The 19,332-nt window shown below is 73.8% G+C and carries 10 protein-coding genes and 1 pseudogene; 6 read left to right on the top strand and 5 right to left on the bottom strand.

Annotated elements, in window-relative coordinates; all coding sequences use genetic code 11:
- Positions 1–81: 81 nt before the first annotated feature.
- Positions 82–636 (bottom strand): DJ-1/PfpI family protein, encoded by a 555-nt coding sequence (locus tag ABTY59_RS36630; protein WP_352023472.1) that lies wholly within the window; start codon positions 634–636, stop codon positions 82–84.
- Positions 637–1,065: 429 nt separating this feature from the next.
- Here ABTY59_RS36630 and ABTY59_RS36625 point away from each other — a divergent pair, with 429 nt between their 5' ends.
- On the top strand, positions 1,066–6,033 hold the full coding sequence (locus ABTY59_RS36625) for an NAD-glutamate dehydrogenase (RefSeq protein WP_352023471.1): 4,968 nt from the start codon (positions 1,066–1,068) through the stop codon (positions 6,031–6,033).
- A 56-nt stretch (positions 6,034–6,089) separates the two neighbouring features.
- Here the strand turns inward: ABTY59_RS36625 and ABTY59_RS36620 are convergent, their stop codons facing one another.
- Genes ABTY59_RS36620 through ABTY59_RS36610 form a run of 3 tightly spaced genes read right to left on the bottom strand, consistent with a single transcriptional unit; the run spans position 6,090 to position 9,167 of the window.
- On the bottom strand, positions 6,090–7,433 hold the full coding sequence (locus ABTY59_RS36620) for a glycosyltransferase family 87 protein (protein WP_502995471.1): 1,344 nt from the start codon (positions 7,431–7,433) through the stop codon (positions 6,090–6,092).
- Between the two features lie 26 nt (positions 7,434–7,459).
- Positions 7,460–8,257, bottom strand: coding sequence for an ABC transporter ATP-binding protein (locus tag ABTY59_RS36615; protein ID WP_352023470.1), 798 nt, complete (start codon positions 8,255–8,257; stop codon positions 7,460–7,462).
- On the bottom strand, positions 8,250–9,167 hold the full coding sequence (locus ABTY59_RS36610; protein WP_352023469.1) for an ABC transporter permease: 918 nt from the start codon (positions 9,165–9,167) through the stop codon (positions 8,250–8,252). Before ABTY59_RS36610 ends, ABTY59_RS36615 begins: the two co-directional genes overlap by 8 nt.
- Positions 9,168–9,384: 217 nt before the next feature.
- On the opposite strand from ABTY59_RS36610, the gene ABTY59_RS36605 reads away from it, so the two are divergent.
- Entirely contained in the window at positions 9,385–9,984 is a 600-nt protein-coding gene (locus ABTY59_RS36605) for a TetR/AcrR family transcriptional regulator (protein ID WP_352023468.1), read from the top strand.
- Between the two features lie 121 nt (positions 9,985–10,105).
- On the opposite strand, the gene ABTY59_RS36600 is transcribed toward ABTY59_RS36605, so the two are convergent.
- Complete coding sequence (locus ABTY59_RS36600) at positions 10,106–13,897, bottom strand: FHA domain-containing protein (protein ID WP_352023467.1); 3,792 nt, start codon at positions 13,895–13,897, stop codon at positions 10,106–10,108.
- A 497-nt stretch (positions 13,898–14,394) separates the two neighbouring features.
- Between ABTY59_RS36600 and ABTY59_RS36595 the strand changes: the two genes are divergently transcribed.
- The 4 genes and pseudogenes from ABTY59_RS36595 to ABTY59_RS36580 form a co-directional block, all read left to right on the top strand.
- Positions 14,395–16,134 (top strand): serine/threonine-protein kinase, encoded by a 1,740-nt coding sequence (locus tag ABTY59_RS36595; protein WP_352023466.1) that lies wholly within the window; start codon positions 14,395–14,397, stop codon positions 16,132–16,134.
- A gap of 107 nt (positions 16,135–16,241) precedes the next feature.
- The gene (locus tag ABTY59_RS36590; RefSeq protein WP_352023465.1) at positions 16,242–17,474 is read left to right on the top strand and encodes a serine/threonine-protein kinase; all 1,233 of its coding nucleotides are present in this window, start codon (positions 16,242–16,244) and stop codon (positions 17,472–17,474) included.
- A 29-nt stretch (positions 17,475–17,503) separates the two neighbouring features.
- Positions 17,504–18,607 carry a peptide chain release factor 2 gene (gene prfB, locus ABTY59_RS36585; RefSeq protein WP_352023464.1) on the top strand — a complete coding sequence of 368 codons (1,104 nt, stop codon included), beginning with the start codon at positions 17,504–17,506 and terminating at the stop codon, positions 18,605–18,607.
- Positions 18,608–19,001: 394 nt separating this feature from the next.
- Positions 19,002–19,332, top strand: a pseudogene (locus ABTY59_RS36580) (hypothetical protein); the annotation flags it as partial.

Raw genomic sequence — 19,332 nt, 5'->3', positions numbered from 1 at the left:
GAACTGGGCCTGGTCGGCCCGCCCGCCGCCGAGACCCCCGGCAGGGAACCGGCCCCGCCCCGGGGACCCGGCCCCCACGCGTCAGCCCTTCGCGCGCAGGACCTTCAGGAACTCGCGCATCCACGTCGGGTGGTCCGGCCAGGCCCGGGAGGAGACCAGGAGGCCGTCGACCACGGCCTCGCTGTCCTGGAAGGTCGCCCCGGCCGCCTGCATGTCGAGCTCCAGGGCCGGGTAGGCCGTGACGCGGCGCCCCTCCAGGCTGCCGATCGCCGCCGTCAGGAGCGGGCCGTGGCAGATCTGGGCCACCGGCTTGTCGGCGTCGAAGAACGACTTGAGGATCTTGCGGAGCTCCGGGTCGTTGCGCAGGTACTCCGGTGCCCGGCCGCCCGGGATCACCACCGCGACGTACGCCCCCGGGTCGACCTCCGAGAAGGCCAGGTCGGCGGGCCAGGTGTAGCCCGGCTTCTCCGTGTACGTGTCGTAGCCCGGCTCGAAGTCGTGGACGACGAAGCGGAGCGTCTTGCGTGCCGGGGCCGCGATGTCGACCTCGTAGCCCTCCTCCAGAAGGCGCTGGTAGGGGTACATCACCTCCAGCGACTCCGCCGCGTCCCCGGTCACGATCAGGATCTTCGCCATGGCTCTCCCAGATCACAGATGGTCGGTCTGCCGTGCTGTGACCATGCTGGCGCACGCGCGCCGCCGGCGTGCGGGTTTGGCCGGAGGACACGTGTCGCTGTCCATATCGTCAAACTTCCCTCGCTCTTTTGTACGCATACGGCTCATGACGGTTCGGGGGTCATGAGCGATAGGCTTTTGCCGTGATCAGCGCGATACGCCAGGGGGGCAGTGAAGCCCCCGGCAGCCGCCCGGCCCGCGACAGCGGCCGGGTCGCCCGTGCGTTCGCCGATCCCCTCCGTCCGGGCGCGCCACGTTCCGTGGCCGATAACGACCCGGGCATCTCTCATCCGGGCATAACGTCGACTTCGACCGGAATCACCGCGTCGTGGCGTTGTGCCCTTTCTTCCACCGACGTCACGCAACGGCGCGCGACAGGAGTCAGAGGACATGCAGACCAAGCTGGACGAAGCCAAGGCCGAGCTGCTCGAGAGGGCCGCCCGGGTAGCTGAGCACAGCCCGGTCGGGGGGCGACTTCCGACGGGCCCGGACGGCGCGGGCAAGCGCCCGGACCAGGACACCGTGCTCGAGTACCTCCAGCGCTACTACCTGCACACCGCGCCCGAGGACCTCGCCGACCGCGACCCGGTCGACGTGTTCGGCGCCGCGCTCTCTCACTACCGGCTCGCGGAGAACCGCCCGCAGGGCACCGCGAGCGTGCGCGTCCACACCCCGACGGTGGAGGAGAACGGCTGGACCAGCAGCCACTCCGTCGTCGAGGTCGTCACCGACGACATGCCCTTCCTCGTCGACTCCGTCACCAACGAGCTGTCCCGCCAGGGCCGCGGCATCCACGTCGTGATCCACCCGCAGGTCCTCGTCCGCCGTGACGTCGCCGGCAAGCTCATCGAGGTCCTGTCGGCGCAGATCCACGGCGAGCTGCCGCACGACGCGCTCACCGAGTCCTGGATCCACGTCGAGATCGACCGCGAGACCGACAAGGCCGACCTCAAGCAGATCACCAACGACCTGCTGCGCGTCCTGTCCGACGTCCGCGAGACCGTCGAGGACTGGGACAAGATGCGCGATGCCGCCCTGCGCATCGCCGAGGGCCTCCCGGCCGAGCCCACCGCCTCCGACCTGCGGCCCACCGAGGTCGAGGAGGCCCAGGAGCTGCTGCGCTGGCTCTCCGACGACCACTTCACCTTCCTCGGCTACCGCGAGTACGAGCTGGTCAACGGCGACGCCCTGTCCGCCGTCCCCGGCACCGGCCTCGGCATCCTGCGCTCCGACCCGCTGCACGGCGCCGACGACCAGGGCCACCACGCCCACCCGGTCTCGCCGTCCTTCAGCCGGCTGCCCGCCGACGCCCGCGCCAAGGCGCGCGAGCACAAGCTGCTGATCCTCACGAAGGCCAACAGCCGGGCGACCGTGCACCGCCCCTCGTACCTCGACTACGTCGGCGTGAAGAAGTTCGACGCCGAGGGCAACGTCATCGGCGAGCGCCGCTTCCTCGGCCTCTTCTCGTCCGCCGCCTACACCGAGTCCGTCCGCCGGGTCCCCGTCGTCAAGCGCAAGGTCCAGGAGGTCCTCGCGGGCGCCGGCTTCTCGCCGAACAGCCACGACGGCCGCGACCTGCTCCAGATCCTGGAGACCTACCCGCGCGACGAGCTCTTCCAGACCCCGGTCGACCAGCTGCAGTCCATCGTCACCAGCGTCCTGTACCTCCAGGAGCGCCGCCGGCTGCGGCTCTACCTGCGCCAGGACGAGTACGGCCGCTACTACTCGGCCCTCGTCTACCTGCCGCGCGACCGCTACACGACCCGCGTCCGGCTGCGGATCATCGACCTCCTGAAGGAGGAGCTCGACGGCACCAGCGTCGACTTCACCGCCTGGAACACCGAGTCGATCCTCTCCCGGCTGCACTTCGTCGTCCGCGTCAAGCCCGGCACCGAGCTGGCCAAGCTCACCGACGCCGACGTCGACCGCATCGAGGCCCGGCTCGTCGACGCCGCCCGCTCCTGGGCCGACGGCTTCGGCGAGGCCCTCAACGCCGAGTGCGGCGAGGAGCGCGCCGCCGAGCTGCTCCGCCGCTACGGCAACGCCTTCCCCGAGGGCTACAAGGCCGACCACTCGCCGCGCGCGGCCGTCGCCGACCTCGTCCACCTGGAGGCCCTCGCCAGCAGCGGCAAGGACTTCGCGCTCTCCCTGTACGAGCCCGTCGTCGCCGGCCCCGGCGAGCGCCGCTTCAAGATCTACAAGACGGGCGACCAGATCTCCCTCTCCGCCGTCCTGCCGGTCCTCAACCGGCTCGGCGTCGAGGTCACCGACGAGCGCCCGTACGAGCTGCGCTGCGCCGACCGCACCCACGCCTGGATCTACGACTTCGGTCTGCGGATGCCGGCCACCACGGGCAACGGCGGGGACTACCTCGCCGACGACGCCCGCGAGCGCTTCCAGGAGGCCTTCGCCGCCACCTGGACCGGCGAGGCCGAGAACGACAACTTCAACTCGCTGGTCCTCTCCGCCGGGCTCAACTGGCGCGAGGCGATGGTGCTCCGCGCCTACGCCAAGTACCTGCGCCAGGCCGGTTCGACCTTCAGCCAGGACTACATGGAGGACACCCTCCGCAACAACGTCCACACCACCCGGCTGCTGGTCAACCTCTTCGAGGCCCGCATGGCCCCGGAGCGGCAGCGCGCCGGCACCGAGCTGATCGACGCGCTCCTCGAAGAGCTGGACGCCGCGCTCGACCAGGTCGCGAGCCTGGACGAGGACCGGATCCTGCGGTCCTTCCTCACCGTCATCACGGCGACGCTGCGGACCAACTTCTTCCAGACCACGGCCGACGGCACGCCGCACTCCTACGTGTCGATGAAGTTCGACCCGCAGGCCATCCCCGACCTGCCGGCCCCGCGCCCCGCCTTCGAGATCTGGGTGTACTCCCCGCGCGTCGAGGGCGTCCACCTCCGCTTCGGCAAGGTCGCCCGAGGCGGCCTGCGCTGGTCCGACCGCCGCGAGGACTTCCGTACGGAGATCCTCGGCCTGGTCAAGGCGCAGATGGTGAAGAACACCGTCATCGTGCCCGTCGGCGCCAAGGGCGGCTTCGTCGCCAAGCAGCTCCCGGACCCGTCCGTGGACCGCGACGCCTGGCTGGCCGAGGGCATCGCCTCGTACAAGACCTTCATCTCCGCGCTCCTCGACATCACCGACAACCTGGTCGCGGGCGACGTCGTCCCGCCGGTCGACGTGGTCCGCCACGACGAGGACGACACCTACCTCGTCGTCGCCGCCGACAAGGGCACCGCCACCTTCTCCGACATCGCCAACGGCGTCGCGGAGTCGTACGGCTTCTGGCTCGGCGACGCCTTCGCCTCCGGCGGTTCCGCCGGCTACGACCACAAGGGCATGGGCATCACCGCCCGCGGCGCCTGGGAGTCCGTCAAGCGGCACTTCCGCGAGCTGGGCCACGACACCCAGACCGAGGACTTCACCGTCGTCGGCGTCGGCGACATGTCCGGCGACGTCTTCGGCAACGGCATGCTGCTCTCCGAGCACATCCGCCTGGTCGCCGCCTTCGACCACCGCCACATCTTCGTCGACCCGAACCCGGACGCGGCCGTCTCGTACGCCGAGCGCCGCCGGCTCTTCGACCTGCCGCGGTCCTCGTGGGCGGACTACGACACCTCGCTGCTCTCCGCGGGCGGCGGCATCCACCCCCGTACCGCCAAGTCCATCCCGGTCAACGCGCAGATGCGGGCCGCCCTCGGCATCGAGGCCGGCGTCACCAAGATGACCCCGGCCGACCTGATGAAGACGATCCTGCAGTCGCCCGTCGACCTGCTGTGGAACGGCGGCATCGGCACCTACGTGAAGTCCTCGGCCGAGTCCAACGCCGACGTCGGCGACAAGGCCAACGACGCCATCCGCGTCGACGGCCAGGACGTCCGTGCCCAGGTCATCGGCGAGGGCGGCAACCTCGGCGCGACCCAGCTGGGCCGCATCGAGTTCGCCCGCACCGGCGGCCCCGAGGGCCAGGGCGGCAAGGTCAACACCGACGCCATCGACAACAGCGCCGGCGTCGACACCTCCGACCACGAGGTCAACATCAAGATCCTGCTCAACGGGCTCGTCGCCGAGGGCGACATGACCGTCAAGCAGCGCAACAAGATCCTCGCCGAGATGACGGACGAGGTCGGCGCGCTCGTCCTGCGCAACAACTACGCGCAGAACACGGCCCTGGCCAACGCCGTCGCCCAGTCGCCGTCCCTGCTCCACGCCCACCAGCGGTTCATGCGCCGCCTGGGCCGCGACGGGGCCCTCGACCGCAGCCTGGAGTTCCTGCCCAACGACCGGCAGATCCGCGACCTCCTCAACAACGGCAAGGGCCTGAGCCAGCCCGAGCTCGCCGTCCTCCTCGCGTACACCAAGATCACGGTGGCCGACGAGCTGATCGGTACGGAGCTGCCGGACGACCCGTACCTGCGCGGGCTGCTCCACGCGTACTTCCCGACGCTGCTGCGCGAGAAGTTCACCGAGGCCGTCGACAACCACGCCCTGCGCCGCGAGATCATCACCACGGTCCTGGTCAACGACACCGTCAACACCGGTGGCTCGACCTTCCTGCACCGCCTCCGCGAGGAGACCGGAGCCTCGATCGAGGAGATCGTCCGCGCGCAGACCGCCGCCCGCGTCGTCTTCCGGCTCGGCCAGGTCTGGGACGCCGTCGAAGCCCTCGACAACCGGGTCCCGGCCGACGTGCAGACCCGGATGCGCCTGCACTCCCGCCGGCTCGTCGAGCGCGGCACCCGCTGGCTGCTCAACAACCGGCCGCAGCCGCTCCAGCTCACCGAGACCATCGAGTTCTTCGCCGACCGCGTCGAGGAGGTCTGGACCCAGCTGCCGCAGCTGCTGCGCGGCTCGGACCTGGAGTGGTACCAGTCGATCCTGGAGGAGCTGACCGAGGTCGGTGTGCCGGAGGAGCTCGCGCTGCGGGTCGCCGGCTTCTCCTCCGCCTTCCCGACGCTCGACATCGTCGCGATCGCGGACCGCACGGGCAAGGAGCCGCTCGCGGTCGCCGAGGTCTACTACGACCTGGCCGACCGGCTGCGGATCACCGACCTGATGGACCGGATCATCGAGCTGCCCCGCAGCGACCGGTGGCAGTCGATGGCCCGTGCCTCCATCCGCGAGGACCTCTTCGCGGCGCACGCGGCGCTGACCGCCGACGTCCTGACGGTCGGCAACGGCACGACGAGCCCCGAGGAGCGGTTCAAGGCTTGGGAGGAGAAGAACGCGGCGATCCTGGGCCGCGCGCGGACGACCCTGGAGGAGATCCAGGGCTCGGACACCTTCGACCTGGCGAACCTGTCGGTGGCGATGCGCACGATGCGGACGCTGCTTCGCTCGCACAGCTAGTGCCGTAGGACGGACACGAGGAAGGGCCCCGCCGGATCTCCGGTCGGGGCCCTTCCTCACTCCTTCACGGGTGTCGCCGTCGAGGTCCACAGCCGGCGGGCGGCGAGCAGGGCCGCCGCCAGGAGAAGTCCGTTGCGGAGGACCATCACGGTCACGCCGGCGGGGGTTCCGGCGACGACCTCGTCGTAGAGGACGGGGTACGCGAGGGCGCTGAGGGCGGCCGCCGGGAGCAGCAGCAGGGCGACCGGGCGCATCACGGTGTGGCGGGAGGTCAGGCAGACGGCGGCGAGGCCGAGCAGCCAGATCATGTACTGGGGGCTGATCACCCGGCTGGTGACGGTGAAGAGCAGCACGGCGGCGAGGGCCGCGTCGAGCGGGGTGGCGGGCGTCCAGCGGCGTGCCGTGAGGCGCCACAGGAGCAGCCAGCAGAAGGCGAGGACGGTGAGCAGCAGGGCGAGGTGGCCGAGGGTGGAGACGTACGGGCCGACGTACTCGAAGGCGCCGTAGCGGAACGCGGCCTCGCCCGGCCAGGCGCCGGTGGCGCGGGCCACCGCGAGGGCCGTGCCGCCCAGGGACTCGATCTGGATGCCGCGGCCGCCCTGCTGGCGCAGGAAGCCCAGCGAGTCGGAGAAGAAGAGCGCGAGGGTGGCCAGGAGCGCGAGGGCGGTGACGACGGCGGCGGTCCAGGCCTCGCGGGTGGTACGGCCCCGGGGCGTGCCGATCAGGGCGAGCGCCGGCCAGACCTTGACCATCGCGCCGATCCCGGCGAGCGCCCCGCCGAGCTGGTGGGCGGCGGTGCGGCGGGAGCCCAGGGCGAGGAGGGCCAGTACGGCGAGGGCCGTGGTCTGGACGTCGTACCGGGCGAGCGGCAGGTGGAGGAGGAGGGGGAGGCCGCAGACCCAGATCCAGGCGCCGTGGGTGAGGCGCTCGCTGTCGGCGCGGGCCAGGGCGAGGGTGACGACGGCGTCGGCGAGGAGGGTGAGGGCGACGAAGGCCTGGAAGTACGTCAGCCAGGGGAGGACGCCCGGCGACATGATGACGAGTCCCGCGCCGGGCGGGTACTGCCAGGTGACGTCGCCGGGCGGGAAGGTGCCGTCGGCGAACTTCCCGTACCAGTACTGGTAGAGGGCCACCTCGCGGCCCACTCCGCCGATGCCGAGGTCGTCGCGGGCCAGGAGCAGGAGCATGCCGGCCCGGGTGAGGAGCCAGACGGCGGCGAGGGCGAGGTGGGGGCCGCGGCCGACGGTGACGAAGGTGGCGGAGGTGAAGGTGTCGGAGTCGAAGGGGGACCCGGTGAGGGAGGGGGGTTCGGGGCGTTCGCTTCCGGGGTGTTGGCTTCCGGCTTGTCCGCTTCCGGGGTGGGGCGGGGAGGGCGGTGACTGCGGCTGATCGTTCGTCATCCCACCGCACTGTAGACCGCTATGTCTTATTTGTTGGCCTTCTGTGCGTCCGGTGTGGCCGTGAACTCCTCGTATGCCGCGACCACCTCCTTCGCCGGGCCGTCCATCCGCAGCGTTCCCGACTCCAGCCACAGCGCCCGCTCGCAGGTCTCCGTGATCGTCGTGTTCGAGTGGCTGACCAGGAAGACCGTCCCCGCCTCCGCCCGCAGCTCGTCGATCCGCCGCTGACTGCGCCGCCGGAAGCGCGCGTCGCCGGTCGACAGGGCCTCGTCGATCAGGAGCACGTCGTGGCTCCGGGCGGCGGCGATGGAGAAGCGCAGCCGCGCGCCCATCCCGGAGGAGTACGTCCGCATCGGGCGGGAGATCGCGTCGTCCTTCTCGTTGATCCCGGAGAAGTCGACGATCCCGTCGTACCGCTCCCGTACCTCCGCGCGGCTCATGCCCATCGCGAGACCGCCCAGGATCACGTTCCGCTCGCCGGTCAGATCGTTCATCAGGGCCGCGTTGACGCCGAGGAGCGAAGGCTGCCCTTGGGTGTAGATCGCCCCCCGGTCGACGGGCTGGAGACCGGCGACGGCCTTCAGGAGGGTGGACTTCCCACTTCCGTTCGAACCGATCAGGCCAATTGCCTCGCCCCGGTGCGCGACGAAGCTGACGCCCTTCACGGCGTGCACCCGGCGGGCGGCCGGAGCCGGCCGGCGGCGCGCGATCCGGCCCAGCGCGGCGGTGGCGCCGCCCCGGCCGCCCGGGTGCCCGCCGTGGACGGTGTACGTGATGTGGACCCCGTCGGCGATGACGGTGGGGGTCCGCGAGGAATCAGCCACGGCCGTACGTCTCCTCCGCCTTCCAGAACCAGATGAAACCGCCCGCGAAGGCCAGTACGGCCCAGCCGACGGCGAGCGCCCACACGTGCGGCGGCAGCTGCGCCGACGTGAAGCTCTCGATCAGCGCGAAGCGCATGAGGTCGATGTACACCGCGGCCGGGTTGCACTGGAGGGCGAGCACCACGGCCTCCGGGAAGCGCCCGCTGCTCGCCAGGTTCTGGATCGACCACATGGCGCCCGAGGCGTACATCCAGGTCCGCAGCACGAACGGCATCAGCTGGCTGATGTCCGGGGTGCGTGCCGCGAGCCGCGCGAGCACGAGCGCCACGCCCGTGCTGAACAGCGCCTGGCAGAACAGGGCCGGGACGGCGAGCAGCCAGCTCGGGGAGGGGAACTCGCCGAAGCAGGCCAGCATCACGACGAGCGCGGCGAGCGAGAAGAGCAGCTGCTGGAGCTGCTGGAACGCGAGCGAGATCGGCAGGCTCGCGCGCGGGAAGTGCAGGGCGCGCACCAGGCCCAGGTTGCCGCTGATGGCCCGGGTGCCCGCCTGGACCGTGTTGGCGGTGAAGGTCCACACGAAGATGCCGGTCATCAGGAAGGGGACGTAGTCCGGCACGCCGTTCTTCGCGTCCATCAGGACGCCGAAGATCAGGTAGTACACGGCCGCGTTGAGGAGCGGGGTCATCACCTGCCAGACCTGGCCCAGGCGCGCTTGGCTGAACTGGGCGGTGAGGCGGGCGGTCGCGAACGCGGTGACGAAGTCGCGGCGGGACCAGAGCTGCCGCACGTAGACGGGGAGCGAGGGGCGGGCCCCGCTGACGCTCAGGCCGTGCCGGCGGGCGAGGGCGGCGAGGTCCTCGGGCTCCGCGAGGGCGGGCTGCTGCTCGGGTGGGGCGAGGGTCGTGGTCACGGGCGGGTGCTTTCGACGAGGGTGCGGGGCGCGGGCGGGCTTGCGGGGCGTGCGGCCGTGTGCGACCGGCGTTCGGGGTGCGCGGGGGCGCGTGCCGCCGTCGGCGATGGAACGGGTCCGTATCGTCGCTACGGGGAGGTTAGGACGCCCGCACGTCGGAACGCAACCGTCTCGTCGTCACGCCGTCGGGATGTCGCGGTTGGTTAGGATGCCGTCCATGACCGACCCGACCCCCCGCCGCGCCCCCGCCGGAGCGGCCGTACTCCGCGAGGACGTGACCGAGGCCATCCGCGCCGCCGTCTTCGAGGAACTCGCGGCCGTCGGCTACGCCCGGATGTCCATCGAGGGCATCGCGCGCCGCGCGGGAGTCGGCAAGACCGCCGTCTACCGGCGCTGGAAGTCCAAGCTGTCCCTCGTGCTCGACCTCGTCGGCGCCTTCGCCGCCCAGGGCCTGCCGGCCCCCGCCACCGGCTCCCTGCACGGGGACGTGCGCGCCCTCCTCGGCGTCGCCTCGCACGCCCTGCGCCACCCGGTCGCCTCACAGGTCATCCCGGACCTGCTCGTCGAGGCCGCCCGGCACCCCGAGATCGCCGAGACCGTGAAGGCCGTGCTCCTCGACGGGCAGCAGGGCGTCATGACCCAGATCGTCCGCGAGGCCGTCGCGCGCGGTGAACTCCCCGAGGGGACGGACCCGGGCAAGGCCCTCGACCTGGCCGTCGGCCCGCTCTACTGGCGCCTCGTCGTCGTCCGTACGCCCCTGCCGAAGGGGTACGTGGACGAACTCGCCCACGCGGCGGTGGCGGCCCTGCGGGCGTAGCCGCGGACGCCGGGCCCGGGACCGGGGGGTCTGCGGCCGGGCCCTGGGGCGCCGGTGCCGGCGGTTCCGCGGCAGGGCCCGGGCGCCCGCCCCTGTGCCGGGGGCGGCTCGTGGTGTGCCGTCAGCCGCCGTGCGTGGCCGGGGTGAGCGGGGGGACCGGCGTCGCCTCGACCGAACGCGCGGCCCGGTCGAGGGCGCTCGCGAGGAGCGCCAGGTCGGTGGGGCCGTTGCCCAGTTCACGGACCGGGCGGCGGGTGGGCGGGTCGCCCATCCGCTCCCACTCCAGCGGGACGACCGTCGGGCGGAGCGTCGCCGTCCGGGGGATCCGGCCCGTGACGCGGCCCGTCTGGAACGGGGTCACCCGGCCGTCCGGATGCCCGAGGCGGCCCCGCCCGGCCGCCGGGACGTCCGGGCCCGCCGTCGCCGGCGGAGCGTCGAGCACGATCCGCAGCCGGGCCCCGTGGGCCAGCTCCGTGTCCGCCGTCCGGTCCGGGCGCGCCGAGGTGGCGACGAGGTGCACCCCGAGCCGCTCGCCGTTCCGCGCGACGGCCTCCAGGGCGCGTACGACGGACCCGGCGGCCGGTCGGCCGGAGGCGCCGAGCGCGGGGGCGACCAGGGCGTCGAAGTCGTCGACCAGGACCACGAGCCGCGGCAGATGCCCGGGGCCCGCGGCCCGCGCGGGAGCCTGTTCACCCGACGCGGGCCGGGGAATCCGCGCACCGGCTTCCTCGACGGAGCGCTCCGCGAGGTCGCCGTCGCCGGTCCTGAGAGTGCGGCTGCTCGGACGGTCGTCCAGGCCCCCGCCGTCCCGCCGGGGGAGCCGGCCGCTGGGCGTGTCGGTGAGGAACCCGTCCCCGGAGCGGGGGACGCGGCCGCTGGGACGATCGCCGAGGTCCCCGGACCGGGAGACGCGCCCGCTGCCGCGATCGGTGAGGTCTCCGGCGGCGGGGTGCGGCAGGCGCCCGCCGAGGCCACCGGCCGTGGGGTGCGGCACCCGGCCGCTGGTGCGGCTGGTCACCTCGTCGGCGCCGGGGTAGGGGGTCCGGCCGCTCGAACGGCCTTGTACGTCGTCGGGGCCGGGGTACGGGGCGCGTCCGCCGGTGCGGCTGTCCGTGCCCGGGTGCGGCACCCGGCCGCTGGTGCGGCTGGTCACCTCGTCGGCGCCGGGGTAGGGGGTCCGGCCGCTCGAACGGCCCTGTACGTCGTCGGCGCCGGGGTACGGGGCGCGGCCCGGCCCCTCGTCCGGCCCCGGGTATGCGACCCGGTCGCCGGTCCGGAGCGTGCGGCTGCTCGGGAGCGAGCCGATCGCGCCGTCGCCCGTGCGGAGGGTGCGGCCGCTCGGGCGGTCCGGGAGGTCGCCGGAGTCGGGGACGCGGGCGGTCGCACGGGCGCCCTGCGGCACGGACTCCGCCGCGCTCGGAGCGCGCTGGCCGATCAGCCGGTCACCGGCGCGCCCCGCCCCCTGGCGGTCCGCGAAGTGGCCGTCGCCCAGGAGCTCCGCCCGGCGCTTCAGCTCGGCGCCGAGCGCCTGCGCGAACTCCCGCATCCGTACCGGGTCCGAGGCGACCAGGTGCTCGGTGACGTGCGGCAGCTCCGTACAGACCGCGAGGCCTTCGCCCCGCTCGCCGCCCGCGCCGTCCACCAGGAGCAGACCGAGCCGGTCCGGGCGGCCGCCCGCCGCGAGCGAGGCGGCGATTGAGCGGAGCAGCTCCGTGCGCCCGCTGCCCGCCGGGCCCTCGATCAGGAGGTGCGGGCCCTCCGCCGTGAGGTCCACGGAGAGGGGGCCGCGCGGGCCCGCGCCCAGGACCGCCGTGCCGTCCCCGGCGGAGGCCCAGCGGGCCATCAGGGAGGCGGGGGTGGCCCGGGCGAGGCCGAGCTCGTCGAGCAGCCGGGAGGACGGCGGCAGCGCGGCGGCCCGGGCGCCCGGGGCCGCCGCCGTCTCGGGACGCAGCGGCGCGAGGGCCCGGCCGAACCGCTCGGCCCAGGCGACGGACACCGCGTCGACGACGCCGACCGTGCCGTGCCCCGCGAGCCGCCCGCCGGACGTCCGCAGCAGCCGCAGCGCCGTCGCCACGTCGCCGCTGAGGAGCGCGGCGGCCCCGCACTCGCGGAAGGCGAGGGACGCGGCGCACGCGGCCTCGTAGGTGGCGGCCACCGGCGAGTCCGGGGTCGCGGAGGGCGCCTCGGCGAGGCACAGCAGGTGGATGCCGGCGGCCGCGCCCACGCCCGCGAGGCGCGCGACCGTCTCGCGCAGCGCGGCCGATCCGGGGTCGCCGTCGACGATCACGACCGTCGTCGGGCCCTCGTGGCGGGCGGCGGCCTCGGCGACGGACGCGCGGTCGGCGCTGGGCCAGCCGGGACCGAGCGGCCCGTCGTCGAGGCGTCGGGTCAGCTCGGCCGTGCGGGCCTGGGCCTGCTCGCGGTCGTACGCCAGGAGCAGCCGGCAGTCCTGGCCGTGGGCCGGGCGGACGTGCGGGAGCCAGCCGAGCCAGCCCCAGGCGCGGCGCCGCTCCTCCAGGGAGCGGTTCCGGTCCGCGTTGATGAGCACGATCTCCAGGTCGGAGGGGGAGTGCAGGGCGGCGAGCTGGGCCACCACCGCGCGCGCGAGGCCGGTGAGCCGGTCGCCGGGGCCCGCCAGGCCGAGGGAGCCGGCCTCGCGGAGGCCGACGGTGACGGGCACGCCGGAGAGCTCGGCGCGGTCGGTCGTGCCGAGCCGGACCACGAGGGCCTCGGGGTGGTCCGGGCCGCGCTCCCAGAGGCGGCGGCCGGGGCCGAGGGCGGTGAGCAGGACGGTGGCCGGGTCGGGCCAGGTGTCGGCGACCGGTGCGGGGCCGGGGGCACCGGGGCGGGGCCGGACGCCGGTGTGCGTGTGCGGGGACGAGGGGGAGGCGGGGGCGCCGGTGGCGGGGAGCTCGTCCCGGCCGCCGGCCAGGCGGCGGGCCCAGGCGCCGAGCCCGCGCCTGCCGCCTCCGCGCGCTGCCGGGGGCGCGTCCCCCCGCCCGCGGGTCCGGTCGCCGGTGGCCGGGTCGCCCGGGGGCCGGCCGTCGGCGGTCCGCTCGCCCTCCCGGGCCCTGGCGTGCGGCTCGGCGCCGTCCTGGCCGGCGTACGGGTCGTGCGGGTCCTCCGTGTGCGCGTGGCCGCCGTCGTAGACCTCGCCGTACGCGATTCCGCGGGCCCCGCCGTGGGTGGCGCCGTCCGACGGTCCGATCCGGCCGGCCGGGTCCGGCAGGTCCGTGGCGTGCGCGACCCGCAGGTGGCCCTCGCCGTCCGGGGCGGTCGGCACCGTGTCGCCCCCGGCGGCCTCGGGGGCGGGGGAGGCGCCCCCGACGCCCGGGCCCGTCAGCCGGAGCGCGGACTCGCCGAGGCGCAGCAGCGCGCCCGGGCGGAGCGGGACCGGCCGGTCGCCGACGGGCAGGCCGTCGAGCGTCGTCCCGTTGGTCGAGCCGCGGTCGACGACCGTGACCCGGCCGTCCTCGCCGACGGTCACGGTGCAGTGGGAGCGGGAGACGTCCGGGTCGTCGAGCGGCACGTCCGCGTCGACGGAACGGCCGATTCTGATCGCTCCGCCGTGCAGCAGGTGCACACCGCCCGCGTCGGGGCCTGCGACCACGTGCAGCCGGGCGGAGGCCGTCTCGTCGGCCCGGTCGTCGGGACCGGGGACCTGGAGGGAGAGGACCGCGCCGTCGACCAGCGGGGGTTCGCCGAGGACGCAGCGCCGGCCGTCGAGCCGCTCCGCGCCCGCGTAGAGCGCGGTCGTGCCCGAGGCGGAGGTTTCGGGTCCTGTGACGGCGGCGGCGAGATTCGAGGCCACGGCGGAGAGGGCCGTCCCGGCGGGGGCCGTGACGAGCACGTCGCAGGCGCGCCCGGCGCCGTGGCCGGCGTACGGCGCGAGGACGGTCAGCCGGATCTGCATCGCCGTCAGCGGTCCCTTCTGCGCGCGCCGGCCCGGCAGGGGGGAACCGTCCTGTGTCTCCCCCCGCCCGGCACGGGCGCGTCGCCCGGTACAGGTCGGCACGGCGCGGGGGCTCCCGACCCCGTCGTCGCGACGTGCTGGAGGCATCCTCGCACCTGCCGCCGACAACACGCCCGCGGGTCGGTCACAAGTGATCTTGAATGGTCGGCCACGGACGGGAAATAGCCCGGTTGGGCATGCCTTCGGAGCATGCGTGGCAACCGTCGTCTCCCCTGGAGCGTCTTCTTCCGGACAAGTTCAGGACGTGTTCCGTCCGGCCCGGACGGAACGGCGAGGCTCGCACACGGCATCGGAACCGGCCTGTGGACGACCGGCCTGTGACCCGTTCGGCGGCACTAAAGTGGGTCGGACACCCGGACGGGTCACAACAGAGGACAGGGACCCCGGGGACACATCGGACACCACCCCAGGACCACGATCAGCAGGGAGCGCGTGACGTGCGGCCTATCGGCAGCAAGTACCTGCTCGAGGAGCCGCTCGGCCGCGGCGCCACGGGCACCGTCTGGCGAGCCCGCCAGCGGGAGACGGCGGGCGCCGAGGCGGCCGTGGCCGGCCAGCCCGGCGAGACCGTCGCGATCAAGGTCCTCAAGGAGGAGCTGGCCAACGACGCGGACATCGTGATGCGCTTCCTGCGCGAGCGGTCCGTGCTGCTCCGGCTGACCCATCCGAACATCGTGCGGACCCGCGACCTGGTCGTCGAGGGCGATGTCCTCGCCCTCGTCATGGACCTCGTCGAGGGCCCCGACCTGCACCGGTACATCCGCGAGAGCGGCCCGCTCACCCCGGTCGCCGCCGCGCTCCTCACCGCCCAGATCGCCGACGCGCTCGCCGCCAGCCACGCGGACGGCGTCGTCCACCGCGACCTCAAGCCGGCCAACGTGCTGCTCGCCGAGCAGGGCGGCCAGATGCACCCGATGCTGACCGACTTCGGCATCGCGCGGCTCGCCGACTCCCCGGGCCTGACCCGCACCCACGAGTTCGTCGGCACGCCCGCGTACGTGGCGCCCGAGTCGGCCGAGGGCCGCCCGCAGACCTCCGCCGTCGACATCTACGGCGCGGGCATCCTGCTCTACGAGCTCGTCACCGGCCGGCCGCCGTTCGCCGGCGGCACCGCCCTGGAGGTCCTCCACCGGCACCTCAGCGAGGAGCCGCGCCGTCCCTCGACCGTGCCGGGACCGCTGTGGACGGTCATAGAGCGCTGCCTCAGCAAGGACCCGGACCGGCGCCCGAGCGCCGTGAACCTCGCCCGCGGCCTGCGCGCCGTCGCCGCCGGCATCGGCGTGCACGCCACGCCCGCCCAGATCGAGGCCGCGGAGGGCGTCGGGGCGCTCCTCGCCCCGGACCCGGCGCCCGCGACGGTCCCCGGGACCCCCGAGGCGCAGACCCCGGGCGCCGCCGACCCGACCCAGGTGCTGCCCACCGGCGCCGCGGGCGCGGCTGCCGGGACGCCCGCGCAGTACGACCCCGCCGCCGCGACCAGCGTCATGCCGACCAGCGGCCCGGGCGCCGCCGACCCGACGGCCGTCATGCCCCCCGTGCCGGCGCAGCCCCCGCAGTCCGGGCAGCCGGAGGACCCGCACCCCTGGCAGAGCCAGCTGCGCCAGGTCCGCGACCGCAACGAGCAGACGCAGGTCCAGTACCTGGACCCGAGCGACGACCCGCTGCGCCGCCGCCCCCAGCGCCGGCCGCAGCAGCCCCAGCCCGGCGCGTACGGCCAGCAGCAGGGCGGGCAGGCACCCCCGCCGCCGTACCAGCAGCCGCCGCGCCAGGCCCCGCAGCGCCCGCAGCAGCCCCAGCCGTACCAGCAGCAGCCGCAGCAGTACGCGCCCCCGCCGCCCCCGCAGCAGCAGTACGCCCCGCCGCAGCAGCAGTACCAACCGCCCCAGGCGCCGCCCCAGGCCCCGGCGCCGCGCGAGCCGCGCCCGCCGCGCCAGCGCGGCGCGAACCCGGTGCGGATCCCCGGCCTCGGCTGCCTCAAGGGCTGCCTGATCATGATCGTCCTGTTCGTGGTCGCCGGCTGGCTCGTCTGGGAGCTCACCCCGCTCCAGGACTGGGTCGCCCAGGGCAAGGGCTACTGGGAGGCCATCGGCGACGGCATCTCGTCGTTCACCGACTGGGTCTCCACGCTCCTCGATTCCAGCGGTTCCGGGGGTACTACCGGCGGTACGGGGCAGTAACCCTGCCGATTTGTCGACTTCCGAGGGGTGATTTCCGCTCGGAAGTCGAGACCGGCCGCCGTGGACGCGTAGCTTTGTCGAGAACCGCAGCCGCTGAGGGAGCAGTCTTGGCACGGAACATCGGCAGCCGCTACACCGCCCACCAGATCCTCGGGCGGGGCAGCGCCGGAACGGTGTGGCTCGGCGAGGGACCCGAGGGACCCGTCGCCGTCAAACTGCTGCGCGAGGACCTGGCCTCCGACCAGGAGCTCGTCGGCCGCTTCGTCCAGGAGCGGACCGCCCTGCTCGGCCTCGACCACCCCCGGGTGGTCAAGGTCCGCGACCTCGTCGTCGACGGCACGGACCTCGCCCTCGTCATGGACCTCGTCCGCGGCACCGACCTGCGCACCCGGCTCGACCGGGAGCGCCGCCTCGCGCCCGAGGCCGCCGTCGCGATCGTCAAGGACGTCGCCGAGGCCCTCGCCGCCGCCCACGCGGCCGGCGTCGTCCACCGGGACGTCAAGCCGGAGAACATCCTGCTCGACATGGAGGGTCCGCTCGGCCCCGGCGGCGCCCACCCCGCCCTCCTCACCGACTTCGGCGTCGCCAAACTGATCGACACCCCCGGCCGCACCAAGGCCACCCGGATCATCGGCACCCCCGACTACCTCGCCCCCGAGATCGTCGAGGGCCTCCCGCCCCGCGCCGCCGTCGACATCTACGCCCTGGCGACCGTCCTGTACGAGCTGCTCGCCGGTTTCACCCCGTTCGGCGGCGGCCACCCCGGCGCCGTGCTGCGCCGCCACGTCACCGAGACCGTCGTCCCGCTCCCCGGCATCCCCGAGGAGCTGTGGCAGCTGATCGTCCAGTGCCTCGCCAAGGCCCCCGCCTCCCGGCTGCGCGCCTCCGAGCTCGCCGCCCGCCTCGGGGACGTCCTGCCGCTGCTCAAGGGCATCCCGCCGCTGGACGTCGACGAACCCGACGCGGAGCCGGCCCCGGAGCCGTACGAGGAGGACACGTACGCCACCGCCGCCGGCGCGGGCGAGCCGGGACCCCGCCGCGCCGCCGTCCCGCTGGTCCCCGGCGCCTCCGCCGACTCCAACCGCGACACCCACACCTCCATGCGGGTCCCGGCCCCCGACGAGCTCTCCGGCGGCCCGCTCGGCACCGCCCGCGCCCCGCGCCCCGCCGGCGCCCGCAGACCCGGCTCGGCCCGTCACAAGGCGGTCCGCAAGCGCCGCATCACCCTCACCGTCGCGGCGGTCGTCGTCGCGGGGGCGCTCGGCGCGGGCGGTTACCTCGCGGTCTCCGGGGACGGGGAGGCCCCGCCGCAGGACTCCAAGCAGTCCTCCCTGCCGTAGGACCGGCGGCGAGCCGTTACGCTGGACGCGTGGCAGTCGTCGATGTATCCGAAGAGCTGAAGTCCCTCTCCTCGACCATGGGGTCGATCGAGGCCGTCCTGGACCTCGAGAAGCTGAGGGCCGACATCGCCGTGCTCGAAGAGCAGGCCGCGGCCCCGTCCCTGTGGGACGACCCGGAGGCGGCGCAGAAGATCACGAGCAAGCTTTCGCACCTCCAGGCCGAGGTCCGCAAGGCGGAGACCCTGCGCGGCCGGATCGACGACCTCGCGGTGCTCTTCGAGCTCGCCGAGGAGATGGACGACCCGGACACCCTCGCCGAGGCCGAGACGGAGCTGACCTCCGTCCGCAAGGCCCTCGACGAGATGGAGGTCCGCACCCTCCTCTCCGGCGAGTACGACGAGCGCGAGGCCCTGGTGAACATCCGGGCCGAGGCCGGCGGCGTCGACGCCTCCGACTTCGCCGAGCGGCTCCAGCGCATGTACCTGCGCTGGGCGGAGCGGCACGGCTACTCCACCGAGATCTACGAGACCTCGTACGCGGAAGAGGCGGGCATCAAGTCCACCACCTTCGTGGTGAAGGCCCCGTACGCGTACGGCACGCTCTCCGTGGAGCAGGGCACCCACCGGCTCGTCCGCATCTCGCCCTTCGACAACCAGGGCCGCCGTCAGACGTCCTTCGCCGGCGTCGAGGTCCTGCCGGTCGTCGAGTCCTCGGACCACGTCGAGATCGAGGAGTCGGACCTGCGCGTCGACGTGTACCGCGCCTCGGGCCCCGGCGGCCAGGGCGTCAACACGACCGACTCGGCCGTGCGCATCACGCACCTCCCGACCGGCATCGTCGTCTCCTGCCAGAACGAGCGCTCCCAGATCCAGAACAAGGCGAGCGCCATGAACGTCCTGCAGGCCAAGCTCCTGGAGCGTCAGCGCCAGGAGGAGCGGGCCAAGATGGACGCCCTCAAGGACAGCGGCAGCTCCTGGGGCAACCAGATGCGTTCGTACGTGCTCCACCCGTACCAGATGGTCAAGGACCTCCGTACGGAGTTCGAGGTCGGCAACCCGCAGTCCGTGCTGGACGGCGAGATCGACGGCTTCCTCGAGGCGGGCATCCGCTGGCGCAAGCAGCAGGACAAGTAGCCTCCACGGCCGCCTCCGCGGTCGTACGAGCCCGGGCCCCGCACCTCTCGGTGCGGGGCCCGGTGCCGTTCCGGCGCCTTCCGTGCATTCGCTGACGCAAGCGCGAGCGAGGCCGTCGGGACGCTTTGTCGACAAGGGAACTACCGTCGCCGGGCCCGGAGTTCCGGGTTTACGTCACAGTTGCATCGTCGCATGTCGGTCAGCTGGTGATCTTTCGGGCATCGCACGCGCAACGACCTTGACGCCTCATCGGAAACTCGGAAGGGTGGCGTACTGGCATGCGCTTTTCTGGGACGCGTGTGAACGGGGGCCGGTCCAGTCGTGACGCACCCCTGCTGCGCGGGGCCACGAGCGCTGCCCCATGACGAGATGAGCTACTGGGGGTAGCAGCCAGATGACCAACAAGACGCGAGTCCGCTTGGTGCGGGTCGCGGCCAGCGCCGTGATCATCGCCGGTGCGTCCCTGACCGCGGCCGGTGCCGCGCAGGCCGTCGGCGGATTCGGAACCGACTCCAACCAGACCCAGGACGCGGGTCTCGGGATCCAGTCCGAGGGTGACACCGACGGCAACACGATCCTCGGCAACATCTCCGGCGGCGCGGCCGACGGTGGCGCCGCCGCTGACGGCGGTGCCGCTGCCGATGGTGGCGCTGCCGCTGACGGTGGCGCGGCTGCCGACGGTGGTGCCGCTGCCGATGGTGGCGCGGCTGCCGACGGTGGTGCGG

It is taken from the genome of Streptomyces sp. NPDC096079 (assembly GCF_040303145.1).
Taxonomy (GTDB): domain Bacteria; phylum Actinomycetota; class Actinomycetes; order Streptomycetales; family Streptomycetaceae; genus Streptomyces.
Note: the sequence above shows the minus strand (reverse complement) of the source record. Positions and strands in the feature narration are given on the sequence as shown.